The organism is Acinetobacter sp. GW821-FHT01E09 (assembly GCF_059422385.1).
In genome coordinates this window covers 1,502,706-1,519,185 of the sequence record NZ_JBWKWU010000001.1, presented here as the reverse complement: position 1 = coordinate 1,519,185, position 16,480 = coordinate 1,502,706, and the positions used below count along the sequence as shown (strand labels likewise).

Here is a 16,480-nt window from a genome sequence, read left to right as displayed (position 1 = left end):
TTAAAATCTTGGTAAATTTCATATCCATCCTCTTTATTTAGGTTTGAATATGATGAAAGTTAAAATCTCTTTTTCATACAACATCTGCTTGCTTTAAGCTTGTGCTTGGTTCAGGTTGATGATCAATCAGATACTCAGCTAAATTAAAATGTTTCATCTTTTCTCGGAGTTTATAAGTTGACCATGGCCAAACTGTACTGTTACGTCCATTGCGATCAATAAAATAGCTTTGACATCCACCCTTATTCCATACTGTGGTTTGCAAAGCTGCTTGGACTTTTTCATTAAAGGCTTTGGTAATTTGTGGATTTGGTTCAATAGTCTTGATGCCCAATCGAATTGCCTGTTTCAAAGCATCGATAATGTAATCAAGCTGAGCTTCAATAATGATAAATGCTGAAGAACTCACAGCGACATTTGGACCAAACATCAGAAAGCCGTTTGGACAATTTTCTACCATTGTCCCCATATAGCCCTCAGGACTCCCCTGCCAAACATCTGACATACGCTGTCCAAAACGGTTATAGACACGATTGGCGATTGGCGGTTCTGCAATTTCAAACCCCGTACCCAGAATAATTACGTCAGCTTCACAATGTTCACCATTACTTGCAATTAAAGTATGCCCTTTAATTTCAGATAAACCGCTGGCAATCACTTCTACATTGTTTTGTGCTAAAGCAGGATACCAATTGTTAGATTGCAAAATACGTTTACAACCAATAATAAAATTGGGGGTTAATTTTTCTCGTAGGCGCGGATTTTTAATATGGTAATTTAAATGCCATTTGGCTAATTTTTGGAATTGCTTCATTGCCGCAGGACTTTGAATTCCACCATTTATCGTTTCAAAAATTCCATAGACTGAGCCTCGCATCAACTGTTGAGTCAGCGGTAACAGCTTAAACATGGCACGAACAGGTGCAAGTAATGGCATGTCTGACTTTGGCAAAATCCATTGTGCAGTGCGTTGAAAGATCGTTAGTTGTTTAACTTGTGGTTGAATCTGCGGTACAAACTGGATGGCCGAAGCACCTGTTCCGATCACCGCAACTCGTTGAGCTGTTAAGTCCAGATCATGTCGCCATTGTGAAGAATGGAAAATTTCCCCTTTAAAGCTTTCAATACCTTTAACATCAGGCAATACAGGTTCATGCATAGGCCCACAAGCAAGAATTGCAAATTGAGAACGCAAATCGCCCTGTTTGGTTTGAATAATCCAGCAATTTTCCACATCTGACCACTGTGCTTGTAAAGCTTCACGATTCAAATGCACATGTGGCATGACCTTGTACTTATCAACCACATCAAATAAATATTGTTTAATTTCTTTTTGCTGTGCAAAGACCCGTGACCATGCAGGGTTTTGTTCAAAAGAGTATGAATAGAGCGCCGATGGTACATCACAGGCACAACCTGGATAGGTATTTTCACGCCAGACCCCGCCCATTTCAGCAGCCTTTTCCAGCAATATAAAATCTTCAATCCCTGCTTGTTTTAATTTGATTGCGGCACCAAGACCAGCAAAACCACCACCCACGATAATCACTTTATAAAAGTTTTTATCTTTGGTACTTTTTTTCATTTGTTCCATGTTGAAAATCGCTTAGAATATAAACAATAGGAATACAATGTCAAAAACGGAATGACTTGTCAATTTTCATTGTTTAACAATTTTGAATATTTATTTGGTATTCTTTGCCTATGAATGAACCAACTTTAACTCGTGCAGAACGTCAACGTATCCAATTACAAGCTGATATTTTAGAAGCTGCGTTTTTAGAATTTTCTGAGCGTGGATACCATCAAACAGCGATTTCAGATATAGCCAAACGCTTAGGCATTGGTCATGGTACTTTTTATCGCCATTTTGAAAATAAACGCGATATCTTGCAGCATGTTATTTCTGATACCATGCAAAAAATCATGGCATTGCTTACTGGTGAAAATGCACCTCAAGCAGTGAATAATATTGAAGAGTACCGTGAACAATGTCAGCGAATTTCTGAACGCTTCCGTCTTTTTGCACAAGAGAATCCTCTAACTCTAAAATTATTATTACTTGAAGCAACCTCAATAGATGCTGAAATGACCAGATTTATTCAAAACTTGATGCAAATGGCGGGTATTTTTACTGCCAACTATTTAAAGCATGGGGTAGATTCTGGCTTTTTTCGTGAGAATTTAGATTGTGAAAATACGGGGCATAATATCATTGGGATGATTACCAATGGGGCTTTACGCTTTTTAGCCAACCCTGAAGATCTGAAAGGTTTAAAAAACTATGGCGATTCGATTATTGAATTAATCATTGGCGGAGTTGCTAAGCCATCAGCCTGATTTATAGCAATCAACAGAATATAAATTAAACTGTTTTCTTTATCTCATTCAATCCTACGGGTTATGGTTATTTTGTGAAGACATGAATGTCACCCTTGGACGGAGATATAGCCTCAACACAGTTTTTCACTTTTTATCCTAAGATTGAAATAATACTTAAATTTACTTAAAAACTGTCCATAACATAGATTATGGACAGTTTTTTAAAGAGAAAAACATACAATCATATTGAAGATAAGTTTGCATTTTTAAATGCTATTTTTTATAACGAATACAATTACGCCCATCTTTTTTTGCCAGATATAAATATTCATCAGCAGCTTTAAACACCTTATGGATGTCGGTAGAAATTTCAGGCCAATGTGCTATTCCTATCGACACGGTAATCGCAGGTATTTCTCCGATTGGCGTGACTTCTAATGCCTGCCGAATCCGTTCTGCAATATTAATGGTTAAATTTTGGCTATCGATAGGACTTAGAATCACAAATTCTTCCCCACCAATCCGACAACAAACATCAATACTTCTGACACAATCTTTAATATTTTGTGCAGTCTTGGTCAGGACTAAGTCGCCTTTTTCATGTCCATATTGATCATTAATTTTTTTAAAATAGTCGATATCCACAGCAATAATTGCAAATGGTGCGTCATTTTTCATTAAGCGTTCAATATGTAACTCCATCCCTCTACGGTTATAAAATCCTGTTAACGGATCTGTATTTACATAATGATTGAGCGTAGATATTTTTTTCTTAAAATTTGAAGAGCTCTGTAACAGTGAGCGTTTAAAATTTCTCACCTCATAATATAAGGCATCTACATTTTTAATTTGAGTTGCGGTCTCTGGATTATTGAGATGACTCGCCATGGTTGCTAAGCGGTTTAATGGTGCTGAGATATAATAGGATATCTTCCAAATAATCAAAAAGATTAAAATATAAAAACCAAGCATATAAGCAATAATTTTATAAATCAGATATGGAACTTTTTCTAAAAGCTTATGGGTTGGTTGTTGCGAAACAATGATCCAGTTGGTATGGCTTACTCGGGCAAAACCCGCTAAATTATCTACCCCTTTACTATTGATCAGTCTTATTTTTCCAATCATATGACTGGTCATATAGTTAAGACCAGTATTGTCTGTTGCAAGAGTACCAATTCGACTCGCATCGGGATGAAAAATAATTTTTCTATTGCTATCCAATACATACATATAGCTGTCTTTATAGTTAAAGCTCAGTGTTAATAATTCATTAATGATATTTTTTTCTTTTAAATAAATTGCCCCACCAATAAAGCCCAGATATTTTTTGTTTTTATCAAAAATAGGCTGTGAAATAAAAACAATTAAATTGTTTTTGATTGAGTAATATGGGCTTGTGATCACCGTGTTTTGCGTTTCAATGGATTGTTTAAACCCAAGTGTTGTATTCACCACATTTTTATTAATGGCAATTTTTGACGGTGAATAATTCAGTACATGCCCGTATTTATCTGAAATAATCACACTGTCAAAGTAATTCGATTGAAATTTAAGTCGGTCTACTTCTGACTGTTTAAATTGCTCGTCATTAAATGAATCCCCCAGTAAAGTGGCACTATAATTTAACTGCTTTAATACAGTCTGAATTTGAGAATCCGTTTTTTGGGCAATCTTAGTGGCATATTCCATATTTACTGAAAGAGAAGTATCTAATAGTTCTTTTTTTTGAATAGAATAATTCACGAAAAGTGAAGCAATAAATAGAATGGCGATGCTGAATATTGCTAAAAAAAGAATAAGTTTTCTCAGATTTAACTTTAAACAAAATATGAGTTTTTTCAGTTTCATGAGGTCATTTGCAAAACAGCATTTGATTGAATTTTATTCTTTTTTACTTAGTATTACTACAATATTTTTACCATTGTTTAATTTATTTTCATGATTTTTAAATGGTTTCCCTTCACATAATTTTTAAGAAAATTTCTTGAAGATAATCATCTGGCTTTGGTCAATGGTGTTTTAGCGACTTTAACTCAGTATATAAACCATGCGAAAGTGTGCAAATGACGAATATATTGCCTCATAAAAATAAACTGAATAAGCTGTAAATTAAACCAGAAAAATACCTGTATTATTTTATTTCCCCATGGCTATATGCCTTTACTATAGGCACTACAGATATCATGAGGCTAACTAAGAATTGCTTGAAGTTGTACATCATTTTAGTGTGTTTCGAAAGTCATATGTTCTATTGAGTGAAATGCTTAAAATGATTTAAATCACACTATTATCTTTGTTTATTTTAACTGTTCCACCCTAGAAAAATTTAGGGAAAAACAAATAGAAAAGACACATGAATAAGAATTATTTTGCTCAATGGATGTATGCGCCTTTGAACAGAATATTTTGATCATCGTTACCTTCTAAAAATGATACTCTCGCCAACCGTATCTGACAGTTATCCATTTTATCGTATATCTGTCAGATTAAAGCTATATTTGGCTTTTAAGGATCACAAACCATCTTTGCTCTGTTTACATCCAATCACCATAATACTCGTAATAATATCACCTGGACCCGTCAGTGCTGTGATATTACAAAGGTATTGAGCATGCTCTTGTACGGCATTTTGATAGTACCCTGTTGGACGATATTGATTTTCATAAATAGCGCCTACAACCCCTTGTCCGCCGGTTTGGCCAACGACACGCTGACCTGCATATTCAGTTCCCGTTTGTACAAATTGCTGTACGACACGTTGTGAAACAATCGAATTTTCCCACATTGCAGAGCCACCTAATTTACTTGCTGGGACGCGATAAGTTGGTGAGCCAAAGATTCCGATTGCTTTATTGACATGTTGCCCAATCAATTTATCAGCAGCCTGTTGTACAGGATTAGGTGTTGAAACACAGCCTGTGAGTAACAAGCCGAATGTAAATACAGTCCAAATAGCTGCGGCTCTATGTTTACCCCCTCTATTCTGGTGTTGTCGGCTATTGCTTGTACTGGTTGTCAATTGTTGTTTACTGATCATAAGAAAGTTTCCTTTTGCTTACGTTGGTGATTTATCTATACTAAAACCAATAAATTTTTTTTATAAAACACTTCGATGCTTTAGACATCATGAGCAATCATAAATTATGGATCAAGATAATATTCAGCCCGCACATTGCCTTGTTCCAACTCATAAGCGCGTTCAACCACACGTTCAAGCGACTGTCGGTCACAATCCAATGCGCTCAAGTTTTTACCCGAAGGTTTAACTGCATTTTCATCATCAAATGCAGCTTGATCGCATTGATCATCTTTAAAATTTTGCAAAGATCGCCACTCTGCTTGAGCATCAGTTAATCTACTTTGTTGATATGCTGAGAGCTTAGGTGCTAGTTTTTTTACGGCCTGATTTAATCTTTCATTCTGACCTAAATGCTCTGCACTGATACACAGTTGCTTGTTCCCTGTGGTTTTTGCTGTATTTATACAGCTTTGGTAGGTTTTTGAGTATTGCAATGTCGGTGCAGCTGATAACAAAGTCGCAAAGCTGCATAAACTACCAATGCTCAAAATATAGATGTATTTTGAGTATATTTTATTCATATTCTTAACCACTTTCTAAAAAAGTTTATTGCAGAAGTGTTTATAATTTATTCACATACTAGCTATACTTTATAGTTTAATTCATGTGAAATTAAAACCATAAAAAGGCAAATACTTTACAAAATTTAAGACATTTTATTCAGGCTATATTTAGGTTTATCCATACAATTCGACCTTGCTAAAATTAAGCCTATGAATTTTTATTACATTGCATACTGAACGAGAACAAAGCACTGCTTGGCCTGTAGTGCTAGATATCGCGTGGAGATCAGCGTGTTGCTACTATCTAATTAACAGCACAAATCTATATGCAAAATAAGGCAGTACAAAGTTGATGCTAAGATGAACTCAGATTTTTGAGATGTTATTACTGTGCAATACAAGACGCTACATAAGATTATTATTATTCAATAGATTGTGTAAATTCGCTGTTTAAATAGACTGTTAAAATGCGTTTTAAACAGAAAAAAAAATGACCTTAGCGAAGATACGCTAAGGTCACGCTTACAACAAATAAATTAGCCCGGGAAAATACCGCGTTCCATACGTGCTTTTAAGATACGCTCACAACCTAAAATAAAGGCAGCCGTTCTTAAACTACATACTTTGTCATTTGAGGTCTGCCATACGTCATTAATCGCTTGAACCATTAATTTATCGAGTCTTTGGTTGATTTCTTCTTCCGACCAGAAGTAGCTCGACATATCTTGAACCCATTCAAAATAACTGACCGTTACACCACCCGCATTACAAATCACATCAGGTACAACCGTGATACCACGTTGGATTAAGATATCATCTGCTTCTGGATAAGTTGGACCGTTTGCACCTTCAAGTACCAATTTCGCTGTTAATTTCTGTGCGCGTTCAACCGTGATTTGACCTTCCAATGCGGCAGGAATCAAGATATCCATTTCAACATCCCAGAAATCCTCATCACTAATCGCTTGAGCACCCGCAAAGCCACCCACACCTTGATTGCTTTCTAGATAGGTTTTTAAAGCTGCCAAATCAATACCTTGAGGGTTGTAAATCGTCCCTGTATGGTCTTGAATCGTTACAATAATAGATTTTGAATCAGCAAATAGATATGCAGCTTCACTACCAACGTTACCAAAACCTTGGACAGCAACTCGTGCACCCTCTAAAGGAAGTTTAATTTTTGCAGCAACTTGTTGACCAGTAATAAATACACCACGGCCTGTTGCTTTAATACGCCCTAAAGAACCACCTAAATGAATCGGCTTACCTGTAACAACACCTGTTACGGTATGGCCTTGACCCGAAGAATATGTATCCATAATCCAGCCCATAACGTTGGGATTGGTACCAACATCCGGCGCTGGAATATCTTTTTGTGGGCCTATGATATGACTAATTTCACTGGTATAACGACGTGTTAAGCGCTCTAACTCACGTGGAGAAAGCTGACGAGGATCAACACGAACACCACCTTTTGCACCGCCAAAAGGTAGATTTAAAACCGCAGTTTTAATGGTCATCCATGCAGAAAGTGCCATCACTTCATTGAGATCTACATCTGGATGGTAACGAATACCGCCCTTACCTGGACCACGCGATAAGTTATGTTGAACGCGATAGCCTTCGAAATGACGGATTGTGCCATCATCCATTACAATCGGTACATCGACAATCAAAGCACGTTTTGGTCGCTTTAACGTGTCGACATAATCTTTCAGATGTTCTAAATATGGTGTAACTCGCTCGATTTGTTCGAGGTAGGTAGACCATGGACCGTTATTTTGAGAGATATAAGATAAATTAGACATACTTTGCTTATCCTTTTGATGAAGTCACTTGAATCATCAATCAAATATGTAGTTAAAAATGATATAAGCGGCTAATTTGGCAGTTCTGTTGTCCAAATCAAACCGCGGATTACATTCAGCCACATCAAAAACTTTGATCTTGCCAGTTTTTTTAATGGCTTCTAATAATGGGTCAAAAATAGATAAATCGATTCCTTTCACCGCAGGTGCGCTGACACCCGGCGCAATGCTAGCGTTAAATACATCAAGGTCAACCGTAATATACAAATAGTCTACTTTTTTAATAAAATTATTTATTCTTAAGATTAAATTTTCAACATTTTGCAGTTTTAATTCATAATCGTAAATATAATTACAGTTTAAACGCTCTGCTGTGTCAAACAAAATTTTAGTATTTGAATGCTTGGCAACGCCGATACACATGTAGTTAAATTCTTGATGAAACTGTTCTGATAGTTTAGCTGCATTTAAAAAAGGTGTGCCTGAAGTGACCTGTTCAGCTTCACGCAAATCAAAGTGTGCATCGAAGTTAATAATGCCGATTTTCTTATTCAGATGATTATTTTGAATGTATTGAAATAAGCCAGAAAAACTGCCAAAGGCAACTTCATGCCCACCGCCTAACACAATCGGCTTCATATCGGAATTTAAACTACGTTCGACTTGATGCGCCAATTCTGCCTGTGCTATTTCAAGTTCAGCATGATCACAAAGCACTGTGCCTAAATCGATAATGGTCACAGGTTGATGTACAGGTAAATTTGCCAATTGCGCACGAATCATATCTGGTGCATCAGCTGCACCTAAGCGTCCATGATTGCGTTTAACACCTTCATCTGAGCTAAAGCCAATAAAAGCAAAAGATGCCTGATGACTGGTATTGATCACTTGATGGAGACGAAGATGAGCATCACCTTCCCCATCTTGTCGTCCTTGCCACTTAAATGAATGATTCATTATTAATATCACTCTATAAAAATTAATCTCAAGCTGAGATCAAGATTTCATTTCCATGTTGGATGATTCGTTTTGATAAATCACCGCCAAGCCAATACACAATCTCAGAAGGATGCTCAATATCCCAAGCAATAAAATCCGCCACTTTACCCTGTTCTAATGTGCCATGCGTGTCTTGTAAGCCAAGTGCATAAGCGGCATGGGTTGTGACACCTGCGAGTGCTTGTTCTGGTGTTAAACGAAATAATGTACTGCCCATATTCAGCATTAAACGTAATGACAAGGCTGGTGATGTTCCTGGATTTAAATCACTGGATAATGCGATACGCACACCATGTTGCTGCAAACTGTCTAAAGGTGGATACTTGGTTTCTCTTAGAAAATAGAATGCCCCCGGCAATAACACAGCAACTGTGCCAGAAGCAGCCATAGCTTTGGCATCAGCTTCGGTCATGTATTCCAAATGATCTGCGGATAAAGCATGGTAACGTGCAGCAAGTGTTGAACCACCGAGAGATGAAAGTTGTTCTGCATGTAATTTAACCGGTAAGTTTAATGCTTGAGCTGCTTTAAAAACACGTTCAACTTGCGCAGGAGAAAATGCCAAATGTTCACAGAAAGCATCGACTGCATCGACTAAACCTTCTTGATGCAGTTTGGGTAACATCTCGGTACAGATATGCTCAATATAAGCATCACTTTGATCTTGATACTCAGGTGGCAAAGCATGCGCTGCCAAACACGTACTTTTTACGGTCATCGGTAAAGTTTGAGCGACTTGACGAATCACACGGAGCATTTTACGTTCATTGCTATAGTCCAGACCATATCCCGACTTGATTTCAATGGTGGTTACACCATCTTTAAGCATACAACGAATACGTTTGAGTGCCGAAGCAAGGAGCTGTTCCTCACTTGCTTCACGTGTTGCTCGTACAGTGCTTGCAATACCACCGCCACTCGCTGCGATTTCCGCATAACTGACACCTTGCAAACGTTTTTCAAACTCAACACTGCGATTTCCACCAAATACACTATGCGTATGACAATCAATTAAACCGGGAGTCACCCATGCGCCATTGAGGTCAATGATCTCAGCATAGTCATCTACAGGAACATCTTTTTCTGCGCCAATCCAGTGAATATGTTGCGCTAAAGTGACAATTGCAGCAGATTCAATACTGGAATATTGCCCATCTTGCATAGTTGCAATATGACAATTTGTCCAAAGTTTTTTCATTGACATTTCCTCTTGCTGCCCATGCGTTAATCACGCTTGGGCAGCTTCAGTATCAGCTTTCCATTTCGACGTTTTGTTGAGGCTCTGATTTTTCTTTTACTGAGTTTTGCTTGGGCTTCACCCATATCGTATAAGCAATCCAAAGTAGAACTAACCATGTTATACCGACATAAAGTGCAGGTCTTGAGTCTGGGAAATATCCCATCATGGCTAAAATAAACAGCATAAATACAATGGCAAATGCAGGTGCATAAGGCCAGCCAATCACAGGAAAATCTAATGCTTTAATTTCTGATTTAGACAATTTACGACGCATACCCACTTGAGAAAGTAAAATCATCAACCACACCCAAACTGTTGCAAATGTTGCAATTGAGGCGATGATAATAAATACATTTTCAGGGATCAGATAGTTAAGCACGACGCCGACAAGTAACACACCTGCCATCACTACAACAGTCATCCAAGGAACACCATTACGTGAAAGTTTCTGGAACACTTGAGGTGCTTGTTTATGCTTAGACATACCATACAGCATACGCCCTGCACCAAATACATCACTATTGATCGCGGAAATTGCAGCTGTAATGACCACAATATTTAAAACAGTTGCTGCAGATTTGATGCCTAAGTTTTCAAAAATTTGTACAAATGGACTGCCTTGGCTACCAATTTGATTCCATGGGAAAATCGACATCAATACAAAAATTGTCAGAATATAAAAAAGTAAGATACGTACAGGAACCGCATTAATTGCACGTGGAATCGACGTTTTCGGATCTTGTGACTCACCCGCTGTGATCCCAATGATTTCGATGCCACCGAATGCAAATACCACAACAGATAAACAGGCAACTAAACCCATAATCCCATTGGGCATAAAACCCTCATGAATCCATAAGTTTTGAATACCAGGTACAAAGCCGGTGTGATCTGCATTAAAGCCATAGATCATTAGACCAAAACCACCCAAAATCATGGCAACAATAGCGCTGACCTTGACGATGGATAGCCAGAACTCGACTTCACCAAAGACTTTAACGTGGATCAGGTTAATTGCACCTAAGAACATAATCAGCGATAAAATCCAGATCCATCGTGGCACATCGGGGTACCAAAACCCCATATAGATACCAAAAGCAGTCACGTCAGCCAAGGCGACAATGATCATTTCAAAGACGTAGGTCCAGCCTGTAGTAAAACCAGCTAAAGGGCCAAGATAATTCGAGGCATATTCACTAAAAGAACCTGATACGGGGTTATGAACAGCCATTTCCCCTAATGCTCGCATCACAATATAAATTGCAATCCCTGCAACCATATAAGCAATTAAAACAGACGGACCTGCCATTTTAATTGCCGTTGCTGATCCATAGAAAAGCCCCGTGCCAATCGCTGAACCCAATGCCAAAAAGCGGATATGACGGGTGTTTAACCCCCGCTGTAATGTGGAGTGTTGTGACATTATAATCTCCAATCCTTGAGGAAATTTAGTTAGATTCGGTCACTCCATGTGACCGTTTTATTGATCACACTTCAGACAAGCTCGGTAGTAGCTTCGCAATCAGCAGTTCGTTCAGACAACCACTTGCGAGCAATTCACTTGCTTGTTCGATATCTGGCGCGAAGAAACGATCTTCACTGTAATACGCCACTTGATCACGCAGAATTTTACGGGCACGTTCAAGTTTAGGAGAGCTTTTCAATCCTTCACGGAAATCAAGTCCCTGACATGCACCTAACCACTCAACTGCGAGAATGCCGCGAACGTTATCAGCCATATACCACAAGCGTTTTCCTGCATTAGGCGCCATGGAAACATGGTCTTCCTGATTTGCAGAGGTCGGTAAACTATCAACACTGGCAGGATGTGCAAGTGCTTTATTGTCACTGGCTAACGCAGCGGCTGTTACTTGAGCAATCATAAAGCCCGAATTCACCCCACCATTGGCAACCAAAAATGGAGGAAGCTGTGACATATGGCGATCCATCATCATCGAAACACGACGTTCAGACAGTGAGCCAATCTCAGCAATCGCTAAGGCCAAATTATCAGCAGCCATTGCTACGGGTTCAGCATGGAAGTTACCTGCTGAGATTACGTCACCTTCTGCTGCAAACACCAATGGGTTATCTGAAACTGCATTCGACTCAATCGCTAATACTTCTGCTGCTTGACGAATTTGCGTTAAACAAGCCCCCATTACTTGAGGTTGGCAACGCAGTGAATACGGGTCTTGAACCTTGCTACAATCTTCATGTGAATGTGCGATTTCACTTGATTCAGTCAATAAGTCACGATATGCAGCGGCAACATCAATTTGACCACGCTGACCACGAACTTCATGAACACGTGCATCAAATGGTGCACGTGAACCGAGCATAGCTTCAACGCTTAATCCACCACAAACGGTCGCAGCAGCAAATAAATCTTCTGCTTCAAATAGACCACGTAATGCGTATGCTGTTGAAACCTGTGTACCATTTAAAAGTGCCAAACCTTCTTTGGCCGCTAAAGTAATGGGTTCTAATCCTGCAATTTTAAGTGCTTCAACTGCTGGTAACCATTCCCCTTTATAACGTGCTTTACTTTCACCGAGTAAAACCAGAGACATATGTGCAAGGGGTGCTAAGTCACCTGAAGCGCCGACTGAACCTTTTAATGGAATATGCGGATAAACTTCTGCATTGATCAAGGCAAGGATTGCATCAATCACTTTAGGACGGATACCAGAAAAACCACGTGCCAAACTATTGGCCTTTAACAACATAATTAAGCGAACCATCGCATCATCTAAAGGTACGCCCACACCAGCGGCATGAGAAAGTACCAATGAGCGTTGTAACTGTTCTAAGTCTTCAGGGGCAATTTTAGATGAAGCGAGTAAGCCAAAGCCAGTATTGATACCGTACGCTGTACGTCCTTCATTCACAATTTTTTCGACACATGCAACACTTGCATTGATGCCAGCATAAGCACTGTCATCCAGTTTAACTTTGATTGGATTTAAATACGCTTGGCGAAGATCTGCGAGTGTGAGCTTGCCTGGTTGAATTAAGAGTTCCATTTTGACGTCCTGTTTTGCGCTATATTGTTCTCTTACGATGCTGTTTACACAATTGCAAAAAGCATCGTAATGTCCTTGTCTTTTATTTGGTGATCATCGGCAAGTTCAAACCTTGCGCTTTGGCACATTCAACAGCGATATCATAACCAGCATCTGCATGACGCATTACGCCTGTTGCTGGGTCATTGGTCAACACACGAGCAATACGTGCTGCTGCTTCATCTGTACCATCACAAACAATCACGACACCTGAGTGTTGAGAGAAGCCCATTCCTACACCACCACCGTGATGTAATGAAACCCAAGTCGCACCACCTGCTGTATTAAGTAAAGCATTCAGCAATGGCCAATCAGATACAGCATCAGAACCATCTTGCATTGCTTCAGTTTCACGGTTTGGACTGGAAACTGAACCTGAGTCTAAATGATCACGACCTATGACGATTGGCGCTGAAAGCTCACCACTACGTACCATTTCGTTAAATGCCAGACCTAATTTTGCACGCAAGCCTAAACCAACCCAGCAAATACGTGCTGGTAAGCCTTGGAAGCTAATCCGTTCTCTTGCCATGTCTAACCAACGATGTAAATGTTCATCGTCTGGAATCAATTCTTTAACTTTTGCATCTGTTTTATAGATATCTTCTGGATCACCTGAAAGTGCAACCCAACGGAATGGTCCAATACCACGACAGAATAATGGACGGATATAGGCAGGTACAAAACCGGGGAAATCAAATGCGTTTTCTACGCCTTCTTCCTGCGCCATTTGACGGATATTATTGCCATAGTCAAAGGTTGGAACACCCATTTTTTGGAAATCCAACATCGCTTGTACATGCTTTGCCATAGATTGTTTTGCAGCTTTTACCACTGCTTCTGGCTCAGTTTTGGCACGTTGACGATATTCTTCCCATGTCCAACCAATTGGTAAATAGCCATTGAGTGGATCATGTGCACTGGTTTGATCCGTCACCATGTCCGGATGAACACCACGGCGAACCAATTCAGGTAAAATCTCAGCTGCATTGCCATGTAACGCAATCGAAATCACCTTGCCTTCTTTGGTATAACGGTCAATACGCGCCAAAGCATCATCTAAATCTGTAGCTTGTTCATCGACATAACGTGTACGTAAACGGAAATCAATACTGGCTTGCTGGCATTCAATATTAAGCGAGCAAGCGCCTGCCAATGTCGCGGCTAAAGGCTGAGCCCCTCCCATTCCACCTAAACCAGCAGTCAACACCCAACGACCTGTTAAGTCACCGTTGTAGTGCTGGCGACCAGCTTCAACAAAAGTTTCATAAGTGCCTTGTACAATGCCTTGGCTGCCGATATAGATCCAAGAACCTGCGGTCATTTGACCATACATTGCCAAGCCTTTAGCATCTAGCTCGTTGAAATGTTGCCAATTTGCCCAATGTGGAACTAAGTTTGAATTGGCAATAAGAACACGTGGTGCATCTTTATGTGTTTTGAACACACCAACGGGTTTACCTGATTGAACCAATAGAGTTTCGTCATTTTCTAAAGTTTTAAGTGTTTCAACAATCTTGTCATAACATTCCCAATTACGTGCAGCACGACCAATACCACCGTAAACAACAAGCTCTTTTGGATTCTCTGCGACATCAGGATCAAGATTATTCATCAACATACGCAGTGGAGCTTCAGTCAACCAACTTTTTGCATTGAGCTTAGTACCACGAGGTGCGCGAATTTCTACATCACGAAATTTTGTTGTCGTTGTTGTCACAATAGGACTCCTTCCTTTGAGTTTAAACCAGCAAATTAAACTGCATTCACTGTATAGCAATGTACTAACTTGTATATACATCTATATACTACACAAATCTTTAATATTGAAAAGATGCTTTTTAAATTATTTTTAAAAAAATTTATAAACATATAAAATAAATAGATTTATTTTTCATAAAAACAAAAAAACGCAGACAACTTCAGCTTGTATGCGTTTAAGTAAAATCAATAAAATTTAGATTTTTGTGAGTTGTATGAGACAAGTTTGCTTTAAAAATTGCTGATTTAATGTGATAGCTTGCAATGATTTTTCATTTTCAAGTTTAAGACTGTCCTGATGTTCCAAATGAAAAACTTGTTGACCAATTTCGATAACTAACACCTCAACACTCTGATTAAAAATAAACATCACGTCAGACGATATGGGTATTTCTAAGGCTTCTGGAGAGAAAATCCACTGATACTGTGCATCAAACTTTTTTGGATTATAAATCAAATTAAAATCGCGAATGTGCCCTGCCAACAATTCACAACTGACCACACTGTCTCCACCAAACTCGACGGACTGCAATGTTTTTAAATGCTTAAAATCATCATCTATACGCAGTGAAAGACCTTGACCTTCCAATACCGTCAAAAAGCGATTCATCCCATTAAACTTGGAAAAATCACCCGATGTTTTCACATCGGCCATCGAAATCCGCCAATCAAACTCAGCTAAGCTTTCACCGACACTACGGGCGATTTCAAGCGTATAGCCTTCCCCATTTTTCCATCGCATTTTTTTGTAATGGCTGGCTTTTAAAAGCTCAATCATTGGGTAAATTTACCTTCCAAATAATAGCGGCTGCCAGGATAAATCAGTCTTGCACTGGAGATCAGTTGTTTATTGGACCATGTTCTACGACGGATTAATAAACAAGGCTCTGTTTTATTGATTTTTAGCCATTTACATTCTTGTGCTGAAGCAAGAATCGCAGTAACCACATGCTCACCTTCAGTAACAGGTGCTTTTGACATTAAATAGGCATTAGGCGTGATAGTTTTAAAATCTTGTGCCAAATAATCTGGAATCAGTACGGGATCAACTAAACGATCTTCGATCTGCACTGGCACATCATTTTCATAATGCACAATGATCGAGTGAAATAGTCGTTGTCCTTCTCGAATTTGCATTAATCGGCTTTGTTCTTCATTGGCTTGAATTTGTTCAAGTACCAATACTTCAGCATGATGTTTATGATTTCTCGCAATAATTTCTTCTGCAATATTATTCACATGAAATAATGCTGTACGACCTTGCCCTTCAGCGACAAAAGAGCCAACACCTTGTATACGCACCAATAAACCTTCACTGGTCAGTTCGCGCAATGCCCGATTGACCGTCATACGACTACAACCCAGTAAATTCACCAACTCACTTTCTGAAGGAATTTTTTTATTTACAGTCCATGTTCCTTCATAAATTTTTTGTGAAATCATTTGCTTTACGCGCAAATACAAAGGAACAGGACTATCTTCTTCTAGAGATAAGTCTAGATCATTGTGCTTTGACGCTCTTGACATTGGCTAAAACTCATACAAAATATTCTAACTCATTGTATCTTGAGTCGATGTTATTTGTATATACAAGCCTATACAAATAATCATGATAAAAATATCCATTACTCATCAATGGCATTCCAACTTATATCAATTTACTCATTTTGCTTTTGCATCATTTAATCATAGATGGTGTA

General features: G+C 38.8%; 13 protein-coding genes. 1 reads left to right on the top strand and 12 read right to left on the bottom strand.

The annotated features are described in order from the left end of the window. Positions 1-73: 73 nt before the first annotated feature. Positions 74-1,594, bottom strand: coding sequence for a flavin-containing monooxygenase (locus AC07U8_RS06965; RefSeq protein WP_494737571.1), 1,521 nt, complete (start codon positions 1,592-1,594; stop codon positions 74-76). A 110-nt stretch (positions 1,595-1,704) separates the two neighbouring features. Between AC07U8_RS06965 and AC07U8_RS06960 the strand changes: the two genes are divergently transcribed. Further along, positions 1,705-2,340, top strand: coding sequence for a TetR/AcrR family transcriptional regulator (locus AC07U8_RS06960; protein WP_004820248.1), 636 nt, complete (start codon positions 1,705-1,707; stop codon positions 2,338-2,340). A gap of 255 nt (positions 2,341-2,595) precedes the next feature. Here AC07U8_RS06960 and AC07U8_RS06955 read toward each other — a convergent pair whose 3' ends face one another. The 11 genes from AC07U8_RS06955 to hutC form a co-directional block, all read right to left on the bottom strand. Continuing rightward, the gene (locus AC07U8_RS06955; protein WP_494737570.1) at positions 2,596-4,173 is read right to left on the bottom strand and encodes a sensor domain-containing diguanylate cyclase; all 1,578 of its coding nucleotides are present in this window, start codon (positions 4,171-4,173) and stop codon (positions 2,596-2,598) included. A gap of 664 nt (positions 4,174-4,837) precedes the next feature. Next, positions 4,838-5,362: a hypothetical protein gene (locus tag AC07U8_RS06950; RefSeq protein ID WP_494737569.1), complete on the bottom strand. Its 525-nt coding sequence runs from the start codon at positions 5,360-5,362 to the stop codon at positions 4,838-4,840. A 104-nt stretch (positions 5,363-5,466) separates the two neighbouring features. After that, on the bottom strand, positions 5,467-5,925 hold the full coding sequence (locus tag AC07U8_RS06945; protein ID WP_494737568.1) for a lysozyme inhibitor LprI family protein: 459 nt from the start codon (positions 5,923-5,925) through the stop codon (positions 5,467-5,469). Between the two features lie 518 nt (positions 5,926-6,443). After that, positions 6,444-7,715, bottom strand: a complete 1,272-nt coding sequence (locus tag AC07U8_RS06940; RefSeq protein ID WP_004721791.1) for a Glu/Leu/Phe/Val family dehydrogenase — start codon at positions 7,713-7,715, stop codon at positions 6,444-6,446. A gap of 36 nt (positions 7,716-7,751) precedes the next feature. After that, positions 7,752-8,672, bottom strand: coding sequence for a formimidoylglutamase (gene hutG, locus AC07U8_RS06935; protein ID WP_244015557.1), 921 nt, complete (start codon positions 8,670-8,672; stop codon positions 7,752-7,754). Positions 8,673-8,700: 28 nt separating this feature from the next. Next, on the bottom strand, positions 8,701-9,912 hold the full coding sequence (hutI, locus tag AC07U8_RS06930; protein ID WP_209826467.1) for an imidazolonepropionase: 1,212 nt from the start codon (positions 9,910-9,912) through the stop codon (positions 8,701-8,703). 52 nt (positions 9,913-9,964) lie between these two features. Beyond that, a complete protein-coding gene (locus AC07U8_RS06925; RefSeq protein ID WP_034617557.1) occupies positions 9,965-11,377 on the bottom strand; it encodes an amino acid permease in 1,413 nt (470 codons plus the stop codon). A 64-nt stretch (positions 11,378-11,441) separates the two neighbouring features. Continuing rightward, positions 11,442-12,980, bottom strand: coding sequence for a histidine ammonia-lyase (hutH, locus tag AC07U8_RS06920; RefSeq protein WP_056515934.1), 1,539 nt, complete (start codon positions 12,978-12,980; stop codon positions 11,442-11,444). Positions 12,981-13,062: 82 nt separating this feature from the next. Further along, positions 13,063-14,739 (bottom strand): urocanate hydratase, encoded by a 1,677-nt coding sequence (hutU, locus tag AC07U8_RS06915; protein WP_004820229.1) that lies wholly within the window; start codon positions 14,737-14,739, stop codon positions 13,063-13,065. A gap of 237 nt (positions 14,740-14,976) precedes the next feature. Next, positions 14,977-15,558: a HutD/Ves family protein gene (locus AC07U8_RS06910; protein ID WP_034617552.1), complete on the bottom strand. Its 582-nt coding sequence runs from the start codon at positions 15,556-15,558 to the stop codon at positions 14,977-14,979. Next, a complete protein-coding gene (gene hutC, locus AC07U8_RS06905) occupies positions 15,555-16,307 on the bottom strand; it encodes a histidine utilization transcriptional repressor HutC (protein ID WP_004721807.1) in 753 nt (250 codons plus the stop codon). The genes AC07U8_RS06910 and hutC overlap by 4 nt, the downstream gene beginning before the upstream one ends. Positions 16,308-16,480 lie beyond the last annotated feature (173 nt).